The sequence below is a fragment of the Telluria sp. ZB4P34 genome (assembly GCF_059686055.1).
The window spans coordinates 32,079-56,396 of sequence record NZ_JCASIF010000023.1; the positions used below are offsets into that span (position 1 = coordinate 32,079).

Below are 24,318 nucleotides of genomic sequence, written 5' to 3' on the forward strand. Positions count from 1 at the left end.
GCTGTCAGCTGCGTGTGTCTGGTTGTTGGGCGACGTGCAGGAAACGCTCCTCCCGCACCAGCGCCGCCAGCGAGAGCGGCGTCCACAGCGTGCCCTCGGCATCGCGCAGGGCGTCGCCCTCGCGCTCCATGCCGCTCGCCTGGCGCAGGCCGACCACGCGCTCGGCCAGCAACGCGCAGTTGAAGCCCAGCGTGGGAGCGAAGGTCACGAATCGCATGCCTGGCGAAGCGCCTGGAAATGCGCCTGGAGATGCGGAAGCCGGCGCCCGCTCCTCGCCGAGGTAGCGAGCCAGGTCGATCACGCCGACCAGGGTGCCGCGCACGTTGGCCAGGCCGAGGTACCAGGGCTGGGTCAGCGGCACGCGCGCCAGCGGCGTCGGTGAGACGATCTCGCCGGCTTCCACCAGGTCGAGCAGGTAACGGGTGGCGCCCACCTGCATGCCGAGCTGCTGGATCGGGGCGCCGGCGCCGCCCCGCGCCGCCTGCATGCGCTCGAGGAGCTGCTCCTGGTATTCGCGCAGGCGCGTGCGGCGTGCGGCAGGGTCGAGCCGTGCACCCTCGATGCCGCTCATGCGAGCGCGGCAGCTGCCGCCGACGCCTTCCGGTCGAGCGACGCGATGCTGGCCAACAGCAGCGCCGGGTCGACCGGCTTGACCAGGTAATCCCTGGCGCCCTGGCGCATGCCCCAGATACGGTCGGTTTCCTGGCTCTTGCTGCTGCAGATGATGATGGGGATCTCGGCCAGCTCCGGGTCGCGCGCGATCGAGCGCGTCACCTGGAAGCCGTTGGCGCCCGGCATGACCACGTCCATCAGGATCAGGTGCGGGCGCTCGGCGCGGATCTTGTCGATCGCTTCCTCGCCGTTGACGGCGGTGCTCACGGCATAGCCGGCGCGCGCCAGGATGTCGGTCAGGTAGAAGCGCTCGGTGGGAGAGTCGTCGACGATCAGGATGTTATGTATGGCCACCTTGGGCTCCGGGGTCGGTTCAGGTCAATCGGTCAATCGGTCAATCGGTCAATCGGTCAATCGGGCAGGATTCACGCCCTGGCTGCCGTATGTTCGCGCACGGCGGCGAGCAGGCTGTCCTTGGAAAACGGCTTGGTGAGGTAGGCGCTGGCGCCGACCATCGCGCCGCGCGCGCGGTCGAACAGCCCGTCCTTGGACGACAGCATCAGCACCGGCGTCGCATGGAAGCGCGCACTCTTCTTGATCAGGGCGCAGGTCTGGTAACCGTCGAGGCGCGGCATCAGGATGTCGCAGAACACCAGCGCCGGATGATGGTCGCTGATCTTGGCCAGCGCATCGAAGCCGTCGTCGGCCAGCACCACCCGGTAGCCGGCCTGGGTCAGGAAGATTTCGGCGGAGCGGCGGATCGTGCTGCTGTCGTCGATCACCATGATGGTCAGGCCGGGCACTTGCGGCGATGTCGTCATTTTCGTTTCACTTCAGCATGAAGCGCCACGATAGCACAGGGCTTTCTCCTTGTGCGGGAAGTGTTGCAGCACGTCAACTGTTACAACACACCTGCCATAACAGTTTGCAAACAGACGTGCCGAAGCTGCAATGTTCAGATCGCCGTCATCTCGAAATCGTCCTTGCGGGCGCCGCATTCCGGGCAGGTCCAGTTCATCGGAACATCGGCCCAGCGGGTGCCCGGTGCGATGCCGTCATCCGGCGCACCGGCGGCCTCGTCATAGACCCAGCCGCAGATCAGGCACATCCAGGTCTGGAAAGGGGCCATCGAATCGGTAGTCACAATATGCTTCCTTAGTGGTTTAAGAACCTCGAACAACCGTAGCGAGCGGCAGCAGTGCTGGTCGAGAAGCGCAGCTGTACGAGAAGTACAGCCGGTCCGCCGTAGCGAGCATCACAGACCGGCAATTCAACGCGCAGTAGGTTGATCGAGGTTCGTCTAGTAAAATGGAGAGTCGCGTATATTAATCCAGGCGTCGTGCAAAACCAACCGTTCCCCCTCATCCTGACCTTCGGCGTGTCCGATCCGGTCGGCGCCCTCGGCGTGCAGGCCGACCTGGCCGCGTTCGCCGCACACGGATGCCACGGGCTGTCGGTCGTGGCCGGCCTGCTCGTGGCAGACAGCGCCAAGGTCGAAAACCTGCATGAAGTCGACAGCGACTGGATGGCCGACCAGGCCAGAGTCCTGCTCGAAGACATGCCGGTGGCCGCCTTCAAGGTCGGCGCCGTGGCCACCGTGCTGCAACTGGCGGCGATCGCCGAAATCGTGTCCGACTACCCGGACGCGCCCCTGGTCCTCGACCCTTTCCTCTCCGCCCTGCCCGATTCCGGCCTGGCCGACGAAGAGATGCTGTCGGCGATCCGCTCGATCCTGGCGCCCCAGACCACGGTGCTGATCCTGTCGCAGTCGGAGCTGGGCCGCATGGCCGAGACCTGGCGCGAGGTGGGCGAAGGCGGCGAGGGCGACGACGCGCTGCTCGCCGACGTCGCCGAACTGACCAACGCCGGCTGCCAGTACGTGCTGGTGACCGGCACCCGCGACGAGCAGGGGAACTGCTCGAACACCCTGTTCGACGCCGACGGCGTGGTGGCGCGGGTCGAGTGGAAGCACCTGCCAGGGCCCTTTATCGGCGCCGGCAACACCTATTCGGCCGCCTTCACCGCCCTGATGGCCTGCGGCATGGAGGCGCCCCAGGCGCTGTTCTCCGCCCAGGACTACACCACCGGCGCGCTCGAACACGCCCAGCGCTTCGGCATGGGCAAGCTCATTCCCAACAAATTCTACCGGGGCTGACAGCCCCCCAGCACAACATGACTCCAGAGAACAGCTCGAAGAACGACCAACTGTTTGCCCGCGCCCAGCAGACCACGCCGGGCGGCGTGAATTCCCCGGTGCGCGCCTTCCGCTCGGTGGGCGGCACGCCGCGCTTCATCACCCGCGCGGAAGGCCCGTATTTCTGGGACGCCGACGGCAAGCGCTACATCGACTACATCGGCTCCTGGGGCCCGGCCATCGTCGGCCACGCCCACCCGCAGGTGGTCAAGGCGGTGCAGGACGCGGCCACCCGCGGCCTCTCGTTCGGCGCCCCGACCGAGGGCGAAATCGAGATGGCCGAGGAAATCTGCCGCCTGGTGCCGTCGATCGAGCAGGTGCGCCTGGTCTCGTCGGGCACGGAAGCGACCATGAGCGCGCTGCGCCTGGCGCGCGGCGCGACCGGACGCGACAAGATCGTCAAGTTCGAAGGCTGCTACCACGGCCATGCCGATTCGCTGCTGGTAAAGGCCGGTTCGGGCCTGCTCACCTTCGGCAACCCGACCAGCGCCGGGGTGCCGGAAGACTTCGTGAAGCACACCCTGGTCCTCGACTACAACAACGTCCCGCAACTCGAAGACGCCTTCGAATCGATGGGCGACACCATCGCCTGCGTAATCGTGGAGCCGGTGGCCGGCAACATGAACCTGATCCGCGCCACGCCGGAATTCCTGACCCGCATGCGCGAACTGTGCACCGAGCACGGCGCCGTGCTGATCTTCGACGAAGTGATGTGCGGCTTCCGCGTCGGCCTGGGCGGCGCCCAGGAAATGTACGGCATCGCGCCGGACCTCACCGCGCTCGGCAAGGTGATCGGCGGCGGCCTGCCGGTGGCGGCCTTCGGCGGCCGCGCGGAGCTGATGCAGAAGATGGCGCCGCTCGGCCCCGTATACCAGGCCGGCACCCTGTCGGGCAATCCAGTGGCGGTGGCGGCCGGCATGACGACGCTGAAGCTGATCCAGGAAGCGGGCTTCTACGAGAAGCTGGGCGCGGCGAGCGGCCGCCTGGTGCGGGGCTTGACCGAGGCGGCGCAGGAACACGGCATCCCATTCTGCGGCGACGCGGTGGGCGGCATGTTCGGCTTCTACTTCAGCCAGAATATCCCGTCGACCTATGGCCAGATGATGGCCGGCGACAAGGAGCGCTTCAACCGCTTCTTCCACGGGATGCTGGACGAGGGCGTGTATTTTGCGCCGGCCATGTTCGAGGCGGGCTTCGTGTCGGCGCAGCATACGGATGCGGTGATCGACGAGACGATCGAGGCGGCGCGGCGGGTGTTCAAGCGCATCGGCTAAGCGCGAATTGAGGTGAACCGTAGGGTGGTCGGCTTCGCCGACCGCGCGTTCAAATTCCGTTTGAACGGATGCAGGATTTGCTGTTCACGCATTGGCTGAACGCGCGGTCGGCAGAGCCGACCACCCTACAAAACGGCGATGAAATCTTATTTCATCGCCGTTTTAATTTTGAAATATTCTTTCGTTCAGCGCAGCCAGCCGCGGCGGCGGAAGTACCACAGCGGCGCAATGCCGCAGGTGATCATCAGCCCCACCGCCAGCGGATAGCCGAAGCTCCAGTTCAGCTCCGGGAACACCTTGAAGTTCATGCCGTAGATGCTCGCGATCAGGGTCGGCGGCAGGAAGGCCACCGAGGCCACCGAGAAGATCTTGATGATCTTGTTCTGGTTGATGTTGATGAAACCGACGGTGGCGTCCATCAGGAAGTTCACCTTGTCGAACAAAAAGGAGGTGTGGCCGTCCAGCGATTCGATGTCGCGCAGGATCTGGCGCGCTTCCTCGAACTGGTCGCTGTTCAGGAGCCGGCCGCGCATCAGGAAGCTGACCGCGCGGCGCGTGTCCATCATGTTGCGGCGAATGCGGCCGTTCAAGTCTTCCTCGTGGGCGATCGCGTTCAGCGCGGCGGCCGCGTCCTGGTCGGTGAATTCCTTCTGCAGCACGCGGGTGGAGACTTCTTCCAGCGCCTCGTAGATGCCCTCGAGCGCGTCCGCCGAATACTCGGCGTCGGTCGCGTACAGGTCGAGCAGCACGTCCATGTAGTCTTCGATCGAGCCGGGCCGCGAGCGCGCACGCAGGCGCACCAGGCGGAACACCGGCAAGTCGTCGTTGTGCACCGAGAACAGGATTTTCCCGGACAGGATGAAGGCGACCGTGATCACGCGCGATGGTCCGTCTTCTTCCTCGAGCAGGAAGTCGGTGCGCAGGTGCAGGTCGCCGTTCTCGGCTTCGTAATAGCGGGCCGAGGCTTCGATGTCCTGCATGTCGTCCTCGCCCGGCAGCGTCACCCCATAGGTCGTCTTGACCAGGATGCGCTCCTCTTCAGTGGGCTCGTTCAGGTCGACCCAGACCGGCGTCACGTTCTCCAGGTCCTCGCGCGAGTCGACGCTGACCTGGTTCAGGCGGCCATTTTGTAGGACAAATACGTTGATCATGCGCTTTTTCTCGGCCGGGATTCGAAAACTGCGGCAAGTGTAACCGACAGTCCCCGGACGCGGCCACCCCGTCACGACAATTTCGTGGCCACGCAGGCCACGACTGGTCAGGGAAGATCGGCGAAGCGCATCCGGCGCTGGATCAGGGCAGTGCGGCGCATCAGGTAATTGGTGGCGCGGTGCTTGTCGTAGTAGCGCGGGTTCGGCAGCATCACGGCCAGGCGCGCGGCCTGCGCGGCGCCCAGCCTGGCCGCCGAGGTGCGGAAATAATGTTTCGCCGCCGCTTCGGCGCCGAACACGCCGCGCCCGTACTCGACCACGTTGAGGTAGACCTCGAGGATGCGGCGCTTGCTCATCACCGTCTCGAGCATGAAGGCGATGATCATCTCTTGCCCCTTGCGCAGGTAGCTGCGCGAGCCGGACAGGAACAGGTTCTTGGCCAGCTGCTGGGTGATGGTCGAGCCGCCGCCCACCACCTTGCTGCGCTTGTTGTTGCGCTCATAGGCTTTTTCCAGCGCCTCCCAGTCCACCCCGCCGTGCTCGGCGAAGCGCGAATCCTCCGAGGCCACCACGGCCCGCTTCAGGTTGACCGAGATGCGCTCGTAGGGCACCCACTCGTGCTTGAGCTGCGCATCCGGATTCTTCTCGCGCAGTTCCGACAGCTGCTGGCGCATGAAGCTGGTCGAGCCGGGATTGAACACCGAATACCAGCAGACCATGACGAAGAAGTACAGCTGCACCAGCAGCACCAGCAGGATCGGCCCGAGAATGAGCCACTTGAGCCAGCGGCGCCCGCCGCCCGCCTTGTTCGTCTTGCTGCGCGGTTTACCCATTGTTATTGTGTTGTTATGGTTTGAGTTTCTTGAACACGTCCGCCGTCTCCGGCCGTACGCCGCGCCAGATGGCGAAGGCTTCGGCGGCCTGCTCCACCAGCATGCCCAGGCCGTCGCGCACGACGGCCCCGTGGCTGGCCGCGAAGGCCATGAACACGGTCGGCTGGCTGCCGTACATCATGTCGAGGGCGAGCGTGTGCGGGCCGAATACCGAGGGCGGCAGCGGCGGCAGCTCGCCGGCCAGGCTGCTCGAGGTGGCGTTCACGATGATGTCGAAGCTGCCCGCGATCGCGTCGAAAGCGCTGGCTGCTACCGGAACGCCGTAGGACGCGAATTCCTGCGCCAGCTTGCCCGCGGTGGCCACGGTGCGGTTGGCGATCACGATCTCGCGCGGGTTTTCCCGGATGAGCGGCAGCAGCGCGCCGCGCGCCGCGCCGCCGGCGCCCAGCAGCAGGACGCGCGCGCCCGCAATCCTCACGCCGGCGTTGCGGGTGATGTCGGCCACCAGTCCGGGGCCGTCGGTATTGTCGCCGATGATCTCGCCGTCCGCGAACACCAGCGTGTTGACGGCGCCGGCGGCCCGGGCGCGTTCCGCCAAGCGGGTGCAGACGCCCACCGCCTCGAGCTTGAAGGGCAAGGTGACGTTGGCGCCGCGGTAGCCCTCGGCGATCAGGCGCGCCACGGTCCCCGCGAAACCGTCGAGCGGCGCCAGGCAGCGTTCGTAGACCAGGTCCTGGCCGGTCTGGGCGGCGTAGACGGGGTGGATCTCGGGGGACTTGCTGTGGGCGATCGGGTTGCCGATCACGCAGTATCTATCTGCCATGGTCATCCTTGCTCATCCTTCGCCGCCGCGCAGTTCGGTCTGCATCTTTTCCTCGCGCGTGAAACGGAAGCGCGTGATCACTTCCCACAGGTCGTCCTTGCCGCGGGTGCGCATGTTGACGGGGAAGTTCCCGAAGGGTGCGGCCTGCAGCACGATGCGCAGGGCGGCCCGGTCGAGCGCCGGATTGCCCGAGCTCTGCTCGACGCGCGGGCCGCCGTCCTTCATGTAGATGGTCCCGTCCTGGAACACCGGGATGTAGACCACCAGTTCGCCGTACAGCTTCTTGCCGCTCTGCTGGGGGAAGTTGAGGGTGCCGACCTCCTCGATCCGCTTCTGCATCTCCTTATAGTAGAGCGCATAGCCGACCTGGCGCGTGCTGGGCGTGATCTGGGTACGCTTGGGACGCTTGTTCTGGTCCTCGATGCGATCGATGACTTCGGCCGCGCTGCGCGAAATCGCGCGGCTGGTATCAAAAGCGTCGCTGCCCGTGCGGGTGGGGTCGGGCTTGTCCTGCTCGGTCCTGGGCGGCGCCTTTACATCCGAAGCGCGCACGCGGGTCAGGACGTTCTGCTGTTGCTGTTCCAGTTCGGCGATGCGGCGCTGCAGGGCCTTGATGCTTTCGCCGTTCTCGATCCTGCGCAGGTCGGGCAGCGGCGAGCGGGCGCGCCCGGCATCCGCGGTGCCGCCGCCTTCCAGGTTGGCCTGGGCCAGCGCATCGGCTTTCGCCGGCGCGTTGGCGTGCTTGGCGTTGACCAGGATGACTTCGAGGCCCGGATCGGCCGGCTGGCGGCGGAAGGCATCCGGCGCGGCGAAACGCACCGCCAGCAGCGCCGCGTGCGCGAGCACGGAGACGCCGAGGGCGATCATCAGGGGGCGGTTGTTCTGCAAATACTTCACGCGCTGCTTGTGCCCGGGCGGGCGCTGGGGTCAGGGATGGGGCATTCTAACCTGCAACGGCACGCTCGGGGGACGTTCGTAGGGTGGTCGGCTATGCCGACCGCGCGTTCAACCGGTACGTGATTGAACGCGATGCTGGTCTATCAAACACTGTTTGAACGCGCGGTCGGCGAAGCGTGATCTGGTCCACTGGACCAGATCACCCCTACAGTTTCAGGCGGTTCCAGCGTTGGCAGGAACCTCAACGCCTTCTTCCGTCGTGACTGCGGCAACCACACCCTCCGCCTCCACCACTTCCGCCAGCGCCGCCTCCCCGGTATCGCCCTCTTCCTCTTCCTCGAGTTCGAGCGACGCATCCGGCGCCGCCGCGGCTACCTCGAGCAGGCGCGCTTCCAGCGTCAGGTCGACTTCGTCCCAGCGTACGATGTCGAGCCTGACCTGGGCGCCGCGCGCCAGCTGCGGCATGCCGGCCAGGCGCGCCACCAGCGGGATCTCGACCAGGCGCACCACCTCGTCCTTGAGCACGACGGCATCGACGTGCCGGGCGTTTTCCTGTCCGAGCCAGCGCAGGCACCAGTAACGCTCCATGTTCTGCTGGAAGTCGTTGTAGGCCGCATAGGCCGCGTCGAAGCTCGATACGATCGCGAACAGGGTCGCGTCGCGGTGCTTGAACGGCGCCACCAGCGGCGCCGTCACGCCGTGCGAGGCGCAGGCCAGGATCTGCCACTGGTTGACCAGGTCGGTGTAGCGGCGCAGCGGCGACGTGCTCCATGCGTACTGGTCCACGCCCAGGCCCTGGTGCGGGGCCGCGTGCGTGACCATGCGCACCTGGATCTTCGCATTCCAGCCGCCCGCGCCGGGACCCTGCGAGCGATAGATGCCCGGCACGCCCGAGTCGTGCAGCAGCTTGCCCCAGGTGCTGTTCGCGAAGATCATCAGCTCGGCCACGATCTTGTCGAGCGGCGCGCCGCGCTTGCGGCGCACGATACTGACCACGTCGTCTTCCACGTAGAAGTTGAAGTCCACGCGGTTGGCCTGTTCCGGCTTGAGGCCGAAGGCTTCGCGTTTCTTCATGCGGCCCGCTTCCAGCTGCAGCGCCCACTGCCACAGCAGGCCGAGCTCGATCTTGTGCGGATATTCGCCCGCGCCGCTGGCCAGGGTTTCCTCGTTCACCAGCGCGTCCAGGTCGTTGTGGCGCAGGTTGCTCTTGATCGGTACCCGCTCGGCGCGGGTAGTGGTCGAGAGCACGGTCCAGTCGGAGGGATCCAGCACCGCGTACAGCGACAGCGCAGGGCAATCGGTGCCTTCGGCCAGCGTGAAGGCGTTCACCACCTCATCCGGCAACATGGTGATCTTATCGCCCGGCATATATACAGTGGACATGCGGGCGCGCGCGATCCTGTCGATGGCGTCGTCCGGACGGATGCCCAGGCCCGGCGCCGCGATGTGGATACCGACGCGCACCGTGCCGTCGTCCAGCTTCACGACCGAGAAAGCGTCGTCGATCTCGGTGGTGGTCACGTCGTCGATCGAGAAGGCCGCGACCTCGGCCAGCGGCAGGTCGCCCGGCGCGGCCGGCGCGTCGACCGCGGGGAAGCCGGCGCCGCGCGGGAAGTGCTCGAACAGGAAGCGCGCCATGTGCAGCTCCTTCGGCGAAGCCAGGCCGCCCGCGTTCAGCATCAGGCGCGGCGCCGTGGTCTGCAGTTCGGACGCTGCGGCTTCGAGCGCCTTGTATTCGATGGTGTTCTTGTCGGGCTTGAACAGCAGCTGGTGCACGATGGACTGCATGGCCTGCGGCAGCTTGCCGGCCTTGAGTTCATCCACGTAAGCCGCCTGCACGATGGCCTGCTGCTTCTTCTTCTCGATGCCGGCCAGCGCCGCCTTCAGGGTCTGCTCGGGGGCGGCCTTGTAGCGCCCGCGCCCTTTTTTATGGAAGTAGATCGGCGCCGCGTGCAGGGCCAGCACCAGGCCGGCCGCCTCGCTCGGCAGCGGCGCGTGGCCGAAGTACTCGAGGCCCAGTTCGGCGAAGCCGAATTCCTCCTGTCCCGCGACTTCCCACAGGAAGTCCAGGTCGACCTCGGCGGCGATGCCCTTGGCGGCGCCCAGCAAAACTTCCGGCTCCGGCTTCTCGAACTGGATCAGCACGTCCTTGGCCTTGACCTTGGTGCGCTTGCCGCTGGCCAGCTCCACCTGGTAAGCATCGCCTGCCTGCGACAGTACGGCGCCGACCTTGAAGTCGCCCGACTCTTCAAAAAAAAGGTTCATGTTATTTCGTGTTCTGTTGTGTTCCGGCCGGCTCCAGGTCCAGCACCGACGGCAGGAATACCTCGGTGACCAGCAGCAGGCCATGACGGCGGCGGTAGACGCAGCGCCGCGCATAATAAAGTGATGCTTCGCTCCCACCGAGGGCCGCGCGCACGCGCCCCATCAGCGGATGGCCCGCGCGGATGCGCGCGTATTCCAGCTGGCCGCGGCGCACCAGCGGGTCATAGAACAGCGTGGTGCCGAGCGAACGCTCGCCCAGCGCCGAAAACAGGGGCCAGTCGCTGGCCGTGCAGCTGGCCGGCACGACCGTGTGGCCGAACACCCTCGGGATGCCATCGCACTCCAGCAGCACTTCGCGCTCCCATACGCGTCCCGGGCGTACCAGGCCGATCGCCCGCGCTTCGTCCGCCAGGCACAGGGCGGCGTGCTGGTGCAGCCGGCGCACGCGGAATGCCTGGCTGTGCGCCATCAGGCGCGCCGTCAGCGAGCCGTAGGTAGCCAGCCAGTCGCGCATGCCTGCCGGCGCGCGCACGGCGCCGGCATGCGGCTGCCATGCCGCCTGCCGCAGCGAAGCGCCCCTCGCCCGCACGCTCACCGGGGGCCGCTCGCGTCGGCGCAGAAGGCCAGCACGTCGCCGACGTATTGCGGAAATTCCGAGATCGCATGGTCGCTGCCCTGGATGACATGCTGCTTCGCCCTGGCGTAGTGCGCCACCATGTCGCGGTAGTCGAGCACTTCGTCGCCGGTCGCGGCGATCAGGTAGTAACGCTCCGGCCTGGTGATCTTCTCGACCCGCAACGCGGCCAGCTCGTCGATGTACTCGCGGCGGAACTCGAAGGGCTCATCCGAGTGCCATGCCGTGGTCACCCCCACATGGTGCTCGAGGTTCTTCAAGGGATCCACGGACGGATTGAGCAGCACCGCCGGCACGCCCAGGCGCTCGGCCAGCCAGGTGGCGTAGAAGCCGCCCAGCGACGAGCCGATGATGGCCAGGCGATCGGGCGCATGGCGTTCGGCCAGCAGCAGGGCCAGGGCCATCGCCTCCTTCGGCGACGCCGGCAGCTGCGGGCAGATCAGCGCGTTCGCGCGGCCGGCGTCCTCCAGGGCCTTGTGCACCACCCGCGCCTTGAAGGACTTGGGCGAGGAGCGGAATCCATGCAGGTACAGGACGTACGCGTCTGCGGTCATGGAGCCAGCGCGTCCAGCAGTTTCTGGTGCACGCCGCCGAAGCCGCCGTTGCTCATCACGAGGATGTGGTCGCCCGGCTGGGCCGCCTGCACGATCGCCTTCACCATGTAGTCGAGCTGGTCGAAGCTGTGGGCGATGGCGCCGAGCGGCTTGAGGGCGTCGGCCAGCGACCAGCCCAGCGCCTGCTGGCTGCCGAAGCCGAACACCAGGTCGGCGTCCTTCAGGCTGCCCGGCAGCGCATCCTTCATGGCGCCCAGCTTCATGGTGTTCGAGCGCGGCTCCAGCACGGCCAGGATGCGGCCCGCGCTCGCGCCACCTGCGCCCAGCTTCTGGCGCAGGCCGCCGACCGTGGTCGCGATCGCGGTCGGGTGGTGGGCGAAGTCGTCGTACACGGTGATGCCATTGACCGTGCCGCGCACTTCCATGCGGCGCTTGACGCTCTGGAAGCGCGACAGGGCGGCAATCGCCTGCGAGGTCGGCACGCCGACGTGGCGCGCGGCGGCGATCGCGGCCATCGCGTTCGAGCGGTTGTGCTTGCCGGTCAGCTCCCACTCCACCGTGCCCTGCCTGGCGCCATTGAAGAAGACGTCGAAGCTGGCGCCGCCCGGATGCTCGACCAGGCTCCAGTCCACGCCGTCGGCCGTGCCGAAGGTCTCCTTCTCGCTCCAGCAGCCGCGCTTGATCACGCGGGCCAGCGAGGCTTCGTCGCCGTTCACGACCAGGCGGCCCACGCCCGGCACGGTGCGCACCAGGTGGTGGAACTGGGTCTCGATGGCGCCGATGTCCGGGAAGATGTCGGCATGGTCGTATTCCAGGTTGTTCAGCACCGCGGTCTTGGCATGGTAGTGCACGAACTTGCTGCGCTTGTCGAAGAAGGCGGTGTCGTATTCGTCCGCCTCGATCACGAAGAAGTCGCTTGGCTTGTCGCCTTGCAGGCGCGCCGACACGCCGAAGTTCACGGGTACGCCGCCGATCAGGAAGCCCGGTGCATAGCCCGCATCTTCCAGGATCCAGGCCAGCATCGAGGTGGTCGTGGTCTTGCCGTGCGTGCCGGCCACGGCCAGCACCCATTTCTCGCGCAGGATGTGCTCGCCGATCCACTGGGGACCGGAGACATAGGGCAGGCCGCGGTTCAGGATCTCTTCGATCAGCGGATTCCCGCGCGTCATGACATTGCCGATCACATACAGGTCCGGATTCAGCGACACCTGTTCCGGACCATAGCCCTGGATCAGCTCGATGCCCTGGGCTTCCAGCTGGGTGCTCATCGGCGGATAGACGTTGGCGTCGCATCCGGTGACGCGGTGGCCCGCTTCCTTGGCCAGGACCGCCAGGCCGCCCATGAAGGTGCCGCAAATACCGAGAATATGAATGTGCATGGTCGAGGAAGAGCACTGCGCTTGTTGTCCGAAAGCGCGATTCTACCCGACACGCGCTCATTTTCCTTCAAGAGCGTCTAACGAAGCTCCAGGGCAAAGCGCAGCGCCGCAGTGGCGGACCACGAAGCCAGTACTTTAGTACGGCGAGACGATGCAACGCAGCAATGGAGTTTCGTTAGGCGCTCTAGGAGTATGATTCAGCCATCATGCCGACACAGAACAACGACGTACTCCAGTTGCGCGCCGAAATCGCTGCGAATGCGGCGCGCATGATCGCCCAGGATGGCGCCGACTACGACACCGCGCGCCGCAAGGCGGCCCGCCAGGTGCTGGGAGTCGACCGGCCGGCGCCCAACCTGATGCCCGACAACATGCAGATCGAGGACGAGGTCCGCCAATACCAGGCCCTGTTCGGCGGCCCCGGCCAGGCCGCGCGCCTGGGCGCGCTGCGCGAGACCGCCCTGCAGGTGATGGACCAGCTGGCCGACTTCCGTCCTTACCTCACCGGCGCCGTGCTCAACGGCACGGCGGGCGAGCACGACGAGATCCACCTGCAGCTGTTCGCCGACAGCGCCAAGGAGGTCGAGATCTACCTGCTCAACCGCAACGTCAATATAGAGATCTCGGAAACACCCCATTTCAAGGGCGGGCGGCACGATCCGGTTGAAACGGTGAGCTTCATGTGGCATAAGGAAACAATTCATGCCGAGCTGTATGATTTCCATGACCTGCGGGGCGCGCTCAAGCCGCGGGGTGATGGCCGCCTGCAGCGCGTGGACGCGGCAGGACTGCGTGCGCTGATGGCAAACGATCAATCTCTGGAACAGGACGAATAAGAAGTAATGAACAAGAAACACGTGGCCGCGTATGCGGCCGTTGCCGCACTCTTCGGGATCATGGGCGCCCTGGTGGCAGTTAACAAGAAAGAGCCTTCCCCCCTCACCACCACGATCGCCCCGACCGGCGGCAAGGCGCACACGGCCGTCGACAAGCTGTTCCAGCAGTCGCTCAACGACCTGCAGGGCACCCCGCAGCCGCTGTCGAAGTGGCGCGGCAAGCCGCTGGTGGTGAACTTCTGGGCAACCTGGTGCGCGCCCTGCGTGCAGGAGATGCCGGAGCTGTCCGAGCTGGCAGGCAGCGACGGCGGCAAGACCTTCAACGTGATCGGCATCGGCATCGATTCGCCCTCGAACATGAACGAATTCGCGGCCAAGCTCAAGATCGCCTATCCGCTGTACGTGGCCGGCATGGGCGGGACCGAGCTGTCGCGCGAGTTCGGCAACAATGCCGGCGGGCTGCCGTATACAGTATTGATCGGCGCGGATGGGCAGGTGCGCAAGACCTATCTGGGCAAGCTGAAGTTCGACGAACTGCGGGCGGATCTGGCAAAGCTGTGATTGTGTTGAGGCGTAGGGTGGTCGGCTTGGCCGACCGCGCGTTCAGCCAGCAATAGAATGGACGTACAGGCGATATTAGCGGAATTTGAACGCGCGGTCGGCAGAGCCGACCACCCTACTAGCGAACGATCGTTCTTTTCCGAACTGCGCCGATCATGCCTTCATCAACTGGCAATTTTACTGCTTGCCAATAGTCGAGCTTGGCGGCACAATGCGCTTCTTTCGGGCGTTCAGACTCTTCAACATGGCGAACAAGCTATTGCTGCTTAATGGCCCCAACCTCAATTTATTGGGGACCCGGGAGCCTGCGGTGTACGGCGCGACGACGCTGGCCGACATCGAACAGGCAGCAAAGGCACAGGCACAGGCGGCGGGCGCAAGCCTCGACTGCTTCCAGAGCAACCATGAAGGAGCCCTGATCGACCGCATCCACGCCGCGCGCGGCGAAGGCGTGGACGCGATCGTGATCAACCCGGGCGGCCTGACCCATACCAGCGTGGCCCTGCGCGATGCGCTCGCTGCGCTGGCAATCCCGTTCGTGGAAGTGCACATCTCGAATGTGCATGCCCGCGAATCTTTCCGGCACCACTCGTACTTGTCCGCAATTGCGCAAGGCGTGATCTGCGGCCTGGGTCCGGACGGATACCGGTTTGCCATCGACTTTGCGCTTAAATCGCGTTAATCTACGTCAACTTCATGTATCAGCGGCCGCAGCCTGTTGACCGTCGCGATGCCGGCTCTCTTAAAAACGAATAAAACATTCCAAGGGGTTTCACATGGATCTCAGAAAACTCAAGACTTTGATCGACCTGGTCGCCGAATCGGACATCGCTGAACTCGAAGTGACCGAAGGCGAAAGCAAGGTCCGCATCGTCAAGTCGTCCGCAAACCCGCAAGGCCAGATGATGATGATGCCGCAGCAGGCCGTGCAGCACTACGCCGCACCGGCGCCGCAATCCGCCGCTCCGGCTCCGGCCGCGGCCCCGGCTCCGGCAGTCGCCGCCGAACCGACCGGCCACGTCGTCAAGTCGCCGATGGTTGGCACCTTCTACCGTTCGTCGGCCCCGGGCGCCGCGGCTTTCGTCGAAGTCGGCCAGAGCATCAAGCAGGGCGATACCCTGTGCATCATCGAAGCGATGAAGCTGCTGAACGAGATCGATGCCGACGTCGCCGGCACGGTCACCAAGATCCTCGTGGAAAACGGCCAGCCGGTCGAATTTGGCCAGCCGCTGTTCGTGATCGGCTAAGATCGCCTGACAATCCCCCATGGCGGCCTTGCATCGCCTTGCCCTGGGCCTTGTTGGACGATCTCATACCGTCGGCCCGGCGGCGCCCTGCCGCCAGCCCATCCATGTCGTGTCCGGCGTGAGCTTTATCCTGAGCTGCGCCGGTTTTCACTGAAACACCGAACCTACCATGTTTGAAAAAATCCTCATCGCCAACCGTGGTGAAATCGCGCTGCGTATCCAGCGCGCCTGCCGCGAACTGGGTATCAAGACGGTCGTCGTGCACTCCGAGGCGGACAAGGACGCCAAGTACGTGAAGCTGGCGGACGAATCCGTCTGCATCGGCCCGGCCCAGTCGGCGCTCAGCTACCTGAACATGCCGGCGATTATCAGCGCCGCCGAAGTGACGGATGCCGAGGCTATCCACCCGGGATATGGCTTCCTGTCGGAGAACGCCGATTTCGCCGAACGCGTCGAGAAGTCGGGCTTCGTCTTCATCGGCCCGCGTTCGGACTCGATCCGCCTGATGGGCGACAAGGTCTCGGCCAAGCAGGCCATGATCAAGGCCGGCGTGCCCTGCGTGCCGGGTTCGGACGGCGCCCTGCCGGACGATCCGAAGGAAATCGTGCAGACCGCACGCCGCGTCGGTTACCCGGTCATCATCAAGGCCGCCGGCGGCGGCGGTGGCCGCGGCATGCGCGTGGTGCATACCGAAGCCGCCCTGCTGGGCGCCGTGCAGATGACCAAGACCGAAGCCGGCAGCGCCTTCGGCAATCCGGAAGTCTACATGGAGAAGTTCCTGGAAAATCCGCGCCACGTGGAGATCCAGATCCTCGCCGACGAGCACAAGAACGCTGTCTGGCTGGGCGAGCGCGACTGCTCGATGCAGCGCCGCCACCAGAAGGTCATCGAGGAAGCACCGGCGCCGGGCATTCCGCGCAAGCTCATCGAGAAGATCGGCGACCGCTGCGCCGAAGCCTGCCGCAAGATCGGCTACCGCGGCGCGGGCACATTCGAATTCCTGTACGAGAACGGCGAGTTCTACTTCATCGAGATGAACACCCGCGTGCAGGTGGAACACCCGGTCACCGAGATGATCACCGGGATCGACATCGTGCAGGAACAGATCCGCATCGCCTGCGGCGAGAAACTCCGTTTCCGCCAGCGCGACATCATGCTGTCGGGCCACGCGATCGAGTGCCGCATCAATGCCGAAGACCCGTTCAAGTTCACGCCTTCGCCGGGCCGCATCACCGGCTGGCACCCGCCGGGCGGTCCCGGCATCCGTGTCGATTCGCACTCGTATGCGGGATACTATGTTCCACCTCATTACGACTCGATGATCGGCAAGGTAATTTCCTACGGTGCGACACGCGAGCAGGCAATTCGCCGCATGCAAATCGCGCTCTCGGAAATGGTGGTTGAAGGTATTCTCACCAATATCCCGCTGCACCGTGAGCTGATGGTCGACGCCCGCTTCATCGAGGGCGGCACCAACATCCACTACCTGGAGCACAAGCTGGCCTCCAAGCCGGACCTGCCGAAGGAAACGGGCATCGGCGCCAAATCGGAAACCAAGGTAGCGGACCTTAAGGCTGATCTATGAGCTGGACGGAAGTCGTCATCGAAGTAGCGCGGGACCACGCGGAGGCCCTGTCGGACGCCCTGATGGATGCGGGCGCCCTGTCGGTCTCGGTCGAAGACGCGGACGAAGGCACCGAGGCGGAAAAACCGCTGTTCGGCGAGCCGGGCATGGAACCGAAGGAAGCAGCCTGGGACCATAGCCGCGTGGTGGCGCTCACCGACGTCGACGCCGACCAGTTCGCGATCGTGCAGGAAGCCGCCAACGCCATCAGGCTGCCCGTCGTGCCCTCCTTCACCACCCGTGCGGTGGCGGACGCCGACTGGGTGCGCCTGACGCAGTCGCAGTTCGAGCCTATCCACATCGGCAAGAACATCTGGGTGGTGCCGAGCTGGCATGAAGCGCCGGACCCGAATGGCCTCATCCTCGAACTCGACCCGGGCCTGGCCTTCGGCACCGGCAGCCATCCGACCACCCGCCTGTGCATGGAATGGCTGGAAGCGCACCCGGCGCCCGGACAATCGGTGCTGGACTACGGCTGCGGTTCGGGCATCCTGGCGATGGTCGCCAAGAAGCTCGGCGCGCAGGACGTGGCCGGCGTCGACATCGACCCGCAGGCGATCGAATCGGCGCGCAGCAATGCCGAACGCAACAATGTCAGCATCGACTACTACCTGCCGGACGCCTTCGCGCAAGCGCCCAACGAGCGCCACGCCAAGGGTCAGTTCCACATCGTGGTGGCCAACATCCTGTCGAGCCCATTGAAGCTGATGGCGCCGATGCTGTCCGGCCGCGTGGCGCCGGGCGGTTCGCTGATCCTGTCGGGCGTGCTGGCGCGCCAGGCCGAGGAAGTGGCCGCCGCCTACGCACCTTTCATCAAGCTGGGCGTCTGGGCCGAGCAGGACGGCTGGGTCGCCCTTCACGGGACGCTCGGCCAGGACACCGCACCCGCGCCGCGTTCCGCCACCGCGTAAGGGACACCGAGGCATGGCGCTCGCCACCCAATGCCCCCACTGCGGCACGGTGTTCCGTGTCGCCGCAGACCAGCTCAAGCTGCGTGGGGGCATCGTGCGTTGCGGCGCCTGCACCCAGGTCTTCGACGGCAATACCGCGCTGCTGGACTTGTCTGCCGCCTCCTCCCCTTCCGAAGCCTCCCGGCCCTCGCTTCCTGCGCGCGGCCGGCGCGCGTCGGATGCCGAGCCTGCTGCAGTAGCAGCGGCCGCACCGGCCGCCGCCGCTCCCCAGCCGGAAGCGCCGTCTGCGGCTGAAGGCGAGGCGGCCGAAGACCCCATCTACACCCTCGAGTTCGACCGCACCTTCGCGCCTTTCGGCATCCTGCCCCAGGTCAGCGGCGACGATGGCAAGGATGGCGCCGCGTCCATGGCGCCCGAGCCCGAGCCCGAGCCCGAAATGACGCAGGAACCCCAGTCCGAACCCGAAGCGCAAGCAGAGCGGGTAGCCGAGCCCGAACCTGAACCCGAACCTGAAGCGCAGCAGCCTGCCGCCGCGTCCGCGCCATCCGCAGCCGGGCTGCAGGTAGACGAAGCGCTGGTCGCGGCGCCCGCGCCGGACGATGGCGACGCGCTCGAGGAAGCCACAGCTGCGCCGGCGCTCGCGACCGCGACCGCGCGCCCGTCCGCCCCCGCCAAGGCGGCAGCATCGGCTCCGCCGCTGCTGCTGCGCGAATCGGGCCCGGCCACCGTCACGATGCCGCTGCCGCCCAGCGCGCCGCCAGTCGCGCCGCGGTCGCCGCGCGACAAGGCGGCGCAAGCGCGCGCCGCACGCCGTTCCAAGCTGACGCCAACCCGGATCGAGCCGCCCAAGCTGCGTGTGCCGGAGCCCGACGAACCCGAATTCGTGCGGCGCGGACGCCAGCGCGAACGCTCGGGCAAGGCGCTGCGCATCGCCATGATCGCCGGCAGCCTGCTGCTCCTGCTGGCCCTGGGCGCGCAGCTGCTGCGCAGCTTCGGCAGCGCACTGGCGGCGCGCTACCCCGACATGAAGCCCTCGCTCGTCACCGTTTGCAAGGCGCTGTCCTGCCGCATCGAACTGCCGGCGCAGATCGAACAGCTGGTGATCGACACCGGCGAGCTGACCACGCTGGGCGGCAATGCCTACACCTTCACCACCCAGCTGCGCAACCAGGGCGACGCCACCCAGGCCTGGCCGAGCCTCGAACTGACCCTCTCGGATGCGGACGACAAGCCGCTGGTGCGCCGTGTGTTCGGCCCGCGCGATTACCTGCCTGCAGGGCCGCTCCTGGCAGCCGGCTTCGCAGGACATGCCGAGCAGCCGGTGAAACTGCATTTCCGTGTCGAAGAACCGGCGCCGTCCGGTTACCATATCGCGGTTTTCTATCCCTAATCTGAAAGTTCAGCCATGACCAAAACCGCCCTGATCTGCGGATCGATCGCCTTCGACAAGATCATGCAGTACCACGGCCGCTTCGCCGAGACCCTGCTGGCCGACCAGTTGCACCGCGTGAACGTGTCCTTCCTGGTGCCGACCATGCGCCTGGAGTACGGCGGCTGCTCGGTGAACATCGCCTACAACCTCAAGCTGCTGGGCGGCGAGCCGCTGGTCATGGGCACCATCGGCCAGGACGGCGGCGACTACCTCGAGCGCATGAAGAAACAAGGCCTCGACACCCGCGCCATCCGCACTATCCAGGCGGCCTACACCGCGCAGTGCTTCGTCACCGCGGACCAGGACAACAACCAGATCAACGCCTTTCACCCGGGCGCGATGCAGCACTCGCACGAGAATAACGTGGGCGACCAGGGCGAACTTCGCGTGGCGATCATTTCCCCCGACGGCCGCGACGGCATGATCAAGCACGCCGCCGACTGCGCGCGCCTGGGCGTCCCCTTCATGTTCGACCCGGGCCAGCAGCTGCCGATGTTCTCGGGCGAGGAACTGATCCGCTTCATCGACGGGGCCAGCTACCTGGCCTGCAATGACTACGAGTTCGAAGTGGTGATGGACCGCACCGGCCTGAGCCTGGCCGAGATCGCGGCGCGCCTGGATGCGCTGGTGGTCACGCGCGGCGGCGAAGGTTCCGACATCTACGCGGGCGGCGAGCACCATCGCATCCCGGCGGTCACGGCCGAGAACATCGTCGACCCGACCGGCTGCGGCGACGCCTACCGCGCCGGCCTGCTGTACGGGATCACGAATGGCCTCGACTGGCCCACCACCGGCCGCATCGCCAGCCTGCTGGGCGCGATCAAGATCGGCAGCACCGGCGGCCAGAATCACATGTTTACGCCGGAAGAAATCGAGCAGAGGTTCGAGGCGGCGTTCGGGTACAAGTTCCGCTGAACGCTCGCGTCAGTACCGCACACGAAAAAACAGGGTCCTCGAGGGGACCCTGTTCATTTGGCGAGCCGTGCAGCAGGCCGGCTTCAGCCGTAAAACACCTGCCTCAACACAAACTGAATAATCTGGATCAGCACCAGCGCCACCAGCACCGATAAATCGATCCCACCGATCGGCGGCACCACGCGGCGGATCGGCCGCAGGATCGGCGTATTCAGCGCATGCACGAAAGGCGCCAGCGGCGCCTGCGGATTCACCCAGCTGAAGATTGCATCGATGATCAGGAGCGCCATGAAACCGTACAGGATCCAGGTCAGGAACCGGTACAGCGCGTGCAGCAGCACCATCTCGCCCGACGCTCCGGCCACCAGCAGCAGCGCGCTGGCCAGCAGCACCACGACGAAAGCGCCGATCAGGCTTGCCCAGTCATAGCCGCCCATGCCCGGCACCAGGCGCCGCAGCGGCAGCACCAGCCAGTCGGTCAGGGTGAAGGTGAATTGCCCGATCTGTTGCGGCGGGCGTACACGCGTGGCCTGCATCCAGAAGCGCAGCAGGAGCAGCCCGCCCAGCAGGGCGGCAGCGGTATCGACGATAAACTGGAGAATAGACAGCACGAAGGCTCCTCAAAAAAAAACCGCTGTGTGAACGATCACACAGCGGTATTTTGCCTGATCCAGGCAAGACTCGCTATCGAGCCGGAATTACGGGCGGCTGCTGGTCGGGAACGGCCAGGCGGCTGCCGGCGACAGCGTGGTTTTAGCGGCCGGAGCAGGTGCTGCAGCCTTGCTGTCCGATTTCGAATCCGACTTCGAATCGGTTTTCGATTCGGACTTCGATTCGGCTTTCGATTCCGGCTTCGAATCGGCTTTCGAATCCGACTTGCTGTCCGCTTTCGAATCGGCTTTCGCTTCCGGCTTGGCTTCCACCTTGGTTTCCGGCTTCGATTCAGCCTTCACTTCCGGCTTGGCTTCGGCTTTTGCGGCCGGCTTTGCAGCAGGCTTGGCGGCAGCCGATTTGGTAGCGGCAGATTTAGCTGGAGCGGCTGCTTTTGCCGGAGTAGTGACTTTTTTTTCGGCCGATTTTGCCGGAGCTGCGGCTTTCGCCGGAGCAGCAGGCGCCTTGGCAGCCGATTTGGCAGCCGATTTAGCCGGAGCAGCCGATTTAGCCGATGCAGCGGCTTTCGCCGGAGCGGTTTTCTTGGCAGCAGGTTTAGCCGCGGCTTTGGTTGCGGTCGCTTTCTTTGCTGCTGGCTTGGCTGCGGCTTTTGCTACTGGCTTGGCTGCCGATTTAGCAGCTGGTTTGGCGGCGCTCGACTTCGACACTGCCGAAGCTCGCTTGGCTGCCGGCTTGGCTGCCGATTTGGTAGCGGCGGCTTTGGCTGCCGGCTTGGCAGCAGCTTTCTTTGCAGCAGGCTTGGCTGCAGGTTTCGCTGCGGCTTTCTTTGCTGCCGGCTTGGCTGCCGATTTGCTAGCGGCAGCTTTTGCTGCCGGCTTGGCAGCGGCTTTCTTTGCAGCAGGCTTAGCTGCTGCTTTAGCTGCTGGTTTAGCGGCGGCTTTCTTTGCAGCAGGCTTGGCTGCCGATTTGGTGGCGGCCTTGGCTGCCGGTTTAGCTGCAGCTTTCTTTGCAGCAGGCTTCGCTGCCGGTTTAGCTGCGGCCTTCTTTGCAGCCGGCTTGGCTGCCGGCTTGGCGGCGGCTTTCTTTGCAGCAGGCTTGGCTGCCGGTTTAGCTGCAGCTTTCTTTGCAGCTGGCTTCGCTGCCGGTTTAGCTGCGGCTTTCTTTGCTGCAGGCTTGGCTGCCGGTTTAGCTGCAGCTTTCTTTGCAGCAGGTTTCGCTGCCGGCTTGGCGGCGGTGGTCTTGCTTGCTGCAGCGCTCGACTTCGACACTGTCGAAGCTCGCTTTGCAGCAGGCTTAGCTGCCGGCTTGGCAGCGGCCTTGGCTGCCGGCTTGGCGGCGGCTTTGGCTGCCGGCTTGGCAGCAGCTTTGGCCGGAGCGGCCTTGGCTGCTGGTTTGGCGGCTGCTACTTTCTTTGCTGCCGGTTTCTCGGATGCTGCCTTAGCTGCTGGTTTCTTAGCGGTTGCCATTTTTGTTCTCCTTCATCTGCGATGAGAAATACGCTCAAGGTTTAAAACCCGCCCACCCATTCAGTGGCGGGCGAATTATTCATCGGACCAAGCCGCCAGGCGATTTGGGCCAATGAATCCGGCACCGGCTGAACTGCTGCAACTCCTCACAATTGCAGCGCTTCAGCCAACGTCGCTAGGTAACCGACTCAATGCGCTTTCACATCGCTACCCTTGCGGGCGCGAAAAGAAAAAGCCGCCTTGCCTGATCACGGTCAGGCAGTGCGGCTTGTTCTTTTCGCTTCGCTTGCGTGCATACTGATTGAATCAGTGTCCTATTAATCGATCGATTACTGCCCGGATGGACGCGACAATATCACATGTTCACGTTTTGACAAATTCAAACACGTAAAGTACACGAAAACTTTGTGAGCGCGCAACCCGGACACCTCAAAACAAATCGTGTTTTTCGCATTAACACATGCGATAGCGCATTCGTCTACCAACTATCGCCGCATTCATACCGAATCGCATTTCAGGCGATCGACAAACCATCGTCCCGCCGGTCCCGGCGGCTGGTCTTTCAGCCAGATCGCGTGCATCGAGAATGCGCTTCCCTGCAATGGATGCGCCTTGAGCCGGAGCTCGACCAGCGATCCATCGGCGAGATCCTGTTCCACCATATGCAGCGGCATGCCGCCCCACCCCAGTCCCGCGCGCAGGAACGCGTGCTTGGCGCCGAGATCGGCGAGCCGCCACACCTGCGGCGACATCACACCGAATTCGCGGCCCGCAGTGAGCGAGGAACGGTCGCTGAGCACCAACTGCACATGCTTGGACAACAGCGCGCGCGAAATGGCACCCTTGATGTTTGCGAGCGGATGTCCGGGCGCGGCGACGGTAGCCGACGGGATCTCGGCCAGGTAGTCGGAGGCGCAGCCCTGGGGGATGTCGGGCAACGAGCCGATCACGGCAATGCGGCACCGGCCATCGAGCAGCGGCTGCACCACCGCGCCCAGGGCCTCGACGTACAGGCGCAGGGGAGTGCCGGGAAAACTGTGGTGGAAGGCCTGTACGGCGGCGGTCAGGGTCGCGATCGGGAACATGACGTCGACCGCGACGGCAAGCTCCGGCTCGAGTCCTTCCGCCAGGGTACGCGCACGCGCCTTGAACGCATCCATGCTGTCGGCGGCTTCGCGCGCCTGCTCCAGCAGCGCGCGGCCGGCTTCGGTTAGTTGCGGATAGCGGCCGCTGCGGTCGAACAGCACGACGCCGGCCTGCAGCTCCAGATTGGCGAGGGTATGGCTCACGACGGACTGGGCGCGCCGCAGCTTGCGTCCCGCCGCCGAGAAGCTGCCTTCGTCCGCTGCGGCGATGAAGGTGCGCAGCTGGTCCATGGTGAAACCGTCGAGCATCCATCTACTCCTTCGATATGTCCTATCGAATTATATCGGCTTCCTGGATCGTTGTTGCCTGTCTAAGATGACTCCATCGCAGCCACACGACTGCGCCACCAGTCACCCACTCATGGAGCCATCATGTCTACCCTCACCTCGTCGACCGCCACCCAATCCACCCTGCCCGTCATCGGCCGCATCCTGCTTGCCGCGATCTTCGTCCTCAGCGGCATCGGCAAGGCCATGGCGCCAGCCGGCACCATCGGCTATATCGAGTCGATGGGGCTGCCGTTTGCAACACTGGCCCTGGTCGCCGCCATCGCCATCGAGCTGGGCGGCGGCCTGATGCTGGCGCTGGGAATCAAGACGCGGATCGTTGCCGCGGCGCTGGCCGCCTTTTCGGTACTGACCGCACTCGTGTTCCACAATGCGCTCGGCGATCAGAACCAGCTGATCCACTTCATGAAGAACATCGCCATGGCCGGCGGCCTGTTGCAGGTAGTCGCCTTCGGCGCCGGTGCGTACAGCCTCGATGCCGCCGCCACGCGCAAGGCTGCACCGCAGGCCGCGTAATCGAGGATATCTGCGAGCCGCCACTGAATCCCGTAGGGTGGTCGGCTCTGAACTGACCCCAGAAAGTTGGACACTAACTTTCTGGGGTTTTATGGGGAAGTACACACCTGCCTTCAAGCTGATTGTCGTGCAACGGTATCTTGAAGGCT

General features: G+C 65.2%; 26 protein-coding genes. 12 read left to right on the forward strand and 14 right to left on the reverse strand.

Annotation, left to right across the window (positions count from 1 at the left end; genetic code table 11):
* Window positions 1-4: 4 nt before the first annotated feature.
* The 4 genes from AC56KL_RS22075 to AC56KL_RS22090 form a co-directional block, all read right to left on the reverse strand.
* Entirely contained in the window at window positions 5-571 is a 567-nt protein-coding gene (locus tag AC56KL_RS22075) for a chemotaxis protein CheW (protein ID WP_497182323.1), read from the reverse strand.
* Window positions 568-966 (reverse strand): response regulator, encoded by a 399-nt coding sequence (locus tag AC56KL_RS22080; protein WP_497182324.1) that lies wholly within the window; start codon window positions 964-966, stop codon window positions 568-570. The genes AC56KL_RS22075 and AC56KL_RS22080 overlap by 4 nt, the downstream gene beginning before the upstream one ends.
* 71 nt (window positions 967-1,037) lie before the next feature.
* The gene (locus AC56KL_RS22085; RefSeq protein ID WP_497182325.1) at window positions 1,038-1,433 is read right to left on the reverse strand and encodes a response regulator; all 396 of its coding nucleotides are present in this window, start codon (window positions 1,431-1,433) and stop codon (window positions 1,038-1,040) included.
* A gap of 134 nt (window positions 1,434-1,567) precedes the next feature.
* Window positions 1,568-1,741, reverse strand: coding sequence for a rubredoxin (locus AC56KL_RS22090; RefSeq protein ID WP_497182349.1), 174 nt, complete (start codon window positions 1,739-1,741; stop codon window positions 1,568-1,570).
* Window positions 1,742-1,951: 210 nt separating this feature from the next.
* Between AC56KL_RS22090 and thiD the strand changes: the two genes are divergently transcribed.
* Window positions 1,952-2,767, forward strand: a complete 816-nt coding sequence (gene thiD, locus AC56KL_RS22095; RefSeq protein WP_497182326.1) for a bifunctional hydroxymethylpyrimidine kinase/phosphomethylpyrimidine kinase — start codon at window positions 1,952-1,954, stop codon at window positions 2,765-2,767.
* A 17-nt stretch (window positions 2,768-2,784) separates the two neighbouring features.
* Window positions 2,785-4,080 carry a glutamate-1-semialdehyde 2,1-aminomutase gene (gene hemL / locus AC56KL_RS22100; RefSeq protein WP_497182327.1) on the forward strand — a complete coding sequence of 432 codons (1,296 nt, stop codon included), beginning with the start codon at window positions 2,785-2,787 and terminating at the stop codon, window positions 4,078-4,080.
* Window positions 4,081-4,265: 185 nt separating this feature from the next.
* Here the strand turns inward: hemL and corA are convergent, their stop codons facing one another.
* The 8 genes from corA to mpl form a co-directional block, all read right to left on the reverse strand.
* Window positions 4,266-5,231, reverse strand: coding sequence for a magnesium/cobalt transporter CorA (gene corA / locus AC56KL_RS22105; RefSeq protein ID WP_497182328.1), 966 nt, complete (start codon window positions 5,229-5,231; stop codon window positions 4,266-4,268).
* A gap of 107 nt (window positions 5,232-5,338) precedes the next feature.
* The gene (gene mtgA, locus AC56KL_RS22110; protein ID WP_497182329.1) at window positions 5,339-6,064 is read right to left on the reverse strand and encodes a monofunctional biosynthetic peptidoglycan transglycosylase; all 726 of its coding nucleotides are present in this window, start codon (window positions 6,062-6,064) and stop codon (window positions 5,339-5,341) included.
* Between the two features lie 13 nt (window positions 6,065-6,077).
* Window positions 6,078-6,887: a shikimate dehydrogenase gene (aroE, locus tag AC56KL_RS22115; protein ID WP_497182330.1), complete on the reverse strand. Its 810-nt coding sequence runs from the start codon at window positions 6,885-6,887 to the stop codon at window positions 6,078-6,080.
* Window positions 6,888-6,899: 12 nt separating this feature from the next.
* Window positions 6,900-7,754 (reverse strand): TonB C-terminal domain-containing protein, encoded by an 855-nt coding sequence (locus tag AC56KL_RS22120; RefSeq protein WP_497182350.1) that lies wholly within the window; start codon window positions 7,752-7,754, stop codon window positions 6,900-6,902.
* Between the two features lie 243 nt (window positions 7,755-7,997).
* Entirely contained in the window at window positions 7,998-10,049 is a 2,052-nt protein-coding gene (locus AC56KL_RS22125; protein WP_497182331.1) for a ribonuclease catalytic domain-containing protein, read from the reverse strand.
* Between the two features lies 1 nt (window position 10,050).
* Window positions 10,051-10,644, reverse strand: coding sequence for a chorismate--pyruvate lyase family protein (locus AC56KL_RS22130; protein ID WP_497182332.1), 594 nt, complete (start codon window positions 10,642-10,644; stop codon window positions 10,051-10,053).
* On the reverse strand, window positions 10,641-11,237 hold the full coding sequence (locus AC56KL_RS22135) for a YqiA/YcfP family alpha/beta fold hydrolase (RefSeq protein ID WP_497182333.1): 597 nt from the start codon (window positions 11,235-11,237) through the stop codon (window positions 10,641-10,643). The genes AC56KL_RS22130 and AC56KL_RS22135 overlap by 4 nt, the downstream gene beginning before the upstream one ends.
* Complete coding sequence (gene mpl, locus AC56KL_RS22140) at window positions 11,234-12,616, reverse strand: UDP-N-acetylmuramate:L-alanyl-gamma-D-glutamyl-meso-diaminopimelate ligase (RefSeq protein ID WP_497182334.1); 1,383 nt, start codon at window positions 12,614-12,616, stop codon at window positions 11,234-11,236. Before mpl ends, AC56KL_RS22135 begins: the two co-directional genes overlap by 4 nt.
* A 206-nt stretch (window positions 12,617-12,822) precedes the next feature.
* Between mpl and AC56KL_RS22145 the strand changes: the two genes are divergently transcribed.
* The 8 genes from AC56KL_RS22145 to AC56KL_RS22180 all read left to right on the forward strand — a co-directional run bounded on the left by AC56KL_RS22145 (window position 12,823) and on the right by AC56KL_RS22180 (window position 20,142).
* A complete protein-coding gene (locus AC56KL_RS22145) occupies window positions 12,823-13,452 on the forward strand; it encodes a hypothetical protein (RefSeq protein WP_497182335.1) in 630 nt (209 codons plus the stop codon).
* Window positions 13,453-13,458: 6 nt separating this feature from the next.
* Window positions 13,459-14,013, forward strand: coding sequence for a TlpA family protein disulfide reductase (locus AC56KL_RS22150; RefSeq protein ID WP_497182336.1), 555 nt, complete (start codon window positions 13,459-13,461; stop codon window positions 14,011-14,013).
* A 244-nt stretch (window positions 14,014-14,257) separates the two neighbouring features.
* Window positions 14,258-14,695, forward strand: coding sequence for a type II 3-dehydroquinate dehydratase (gene aroQ / locus AC56KL_RS22155; RefSeq protein ID WP_497182351.1), 438 nt, complete (start codon window positions 14,258-14,260; stop codon window positions 14,693-14,695).
* 94 nt (window positions 14,696-14,789) lie between these two features.
* Window positions 14,790-15,260, forward strand: coding sequence for an acetyl-CoA carboxylase biotin carboxyl carrier protein (gene accB / locus AC56KL_RS22160; RefSeq protein WP_497182337.1), 471 nt, complete (start codon window positions 14,790-14,792; stop codon window positions 15,258-15,260).
* A 169-nt stretch (window positions 15,261-15,429) separates the two neighbouring features.
* Window positions 15,430-16,845 carry an acetyl-CoA carboxylase biotin carboxylase subunit gene (gene accC, locus AC56KL_RS22165; RefSeq protein WP_497182338.1) on the forward strand — a complete coding sequence of 472 codons (1,416 nt, stop codon included), beginning with the start codon at window positions 15,430-15,432 and terminating at the stop codon, window positions 16,843-16,845.
* Window positions 16,842-17,795 carry a 50S ribosomal protein L11 methyltransferase gene (prmA, locus tag AC56KL_RS22170; RefSeq protein WP_497182339.1) on the forward strand — a complete coding sequence of 318 codons (954 nt, stop codon included), beginning with the start codon at window positions 16,842-16,844 and terminating at the stop codon, window positions 17,793-17,795. Before accC ends, prmA begins: the two co-directional genes overlap by 4 nt.
* A 13-nt stretch (window positions 17,796-17,808) precedes the next feature.
* Complete coding sequence (locus AC56KL_RS22175; protein ID WP_497182340.1) at window positions 17,809-19,185, forward strand: DUF3426 domain-containing protein; 1,377 nt, start codon at window positions 17,809-17,811, stop codon at window positions 19,183-19,185.
* Between the two features lie 15 nt (window positions 19,186-19,200).
* Window positions 19,201-20,142: a carbohydrate kinase family protein gene (locus AC56KL_RS22180; RefSeq protein ID WP_497182341.1), complete on the forward strand. Its 942-nt coding sequence runs from the start codon at window positions 19,201-19,203 to the stop codon at window positions 20,140-20,142.
* Between the two features lie 83 nt (window positions 20,143-20,225).
* Here the strand turns inward: AC56KL_RS22180 and AC56KL_RS22185 are convergent, their stop codons facing one another.
* Entirely contained in the window at window positions 20,226-20,753 is a 528-nt protein-coding gene (locus AC56KL_RS22185) for a YggT family protein (protein ID WP_497182342.1), read from the reverse strand.
* Between the two features lie 169 nt (window positions 20,754-20,922).
* Here AC56KL_RS22185 and AC56KL_RS22190 point away from each other — a divergent pair, with 169 nt between their 5' ends.
* A complete protein-coding gene (locus AC56KL_RS22190; protein WP_497182343.1) occupies window positions 20,923-22,245 on the forward strand; it encodes a hypothetical protein in 1,323 nt (440 codons plus the stop codon).
* Between the two features lie 472 nt (window positions 22,246-22,717).
* Here AC56KL_RS22190 and AC56KL_RS22195 read toward each other — a convergent pair whose 3' ends face one another.
* Window positions 22,718-23,614 carry a LysR family transcriptional regulator gene (locus AC56KL_RS22195; protein ID WP_497182344.1) on the reverse strand — a complete coding sequence of 299 codons (897 nt, stop codon included), beginning with the start codon at window positions 23,612-23,614 and terminating at the stop codon, window positions 22,718-22,720.
* 123 nt (window positions 23,615-23,737) lie between these two features.
* Here AC56KL_RS22195 and AC56KL_RS22200 point away from each other — a divergent pair, with 123 nt between their 5' ends.
* Window positions 23,738-24,169 (forward strand): DoxX family protein, encoded by a 432-nt coding sequence (locus tag AC56KL_RS22200; RefSeq protein WP_497182345.1) that lies wholly within the window; start codon window positions 23,738-23,740, stop codon window positions 24,167-24,169.
* Window positions 24,170-24,318: the final 149 nt, after the last annotated feature.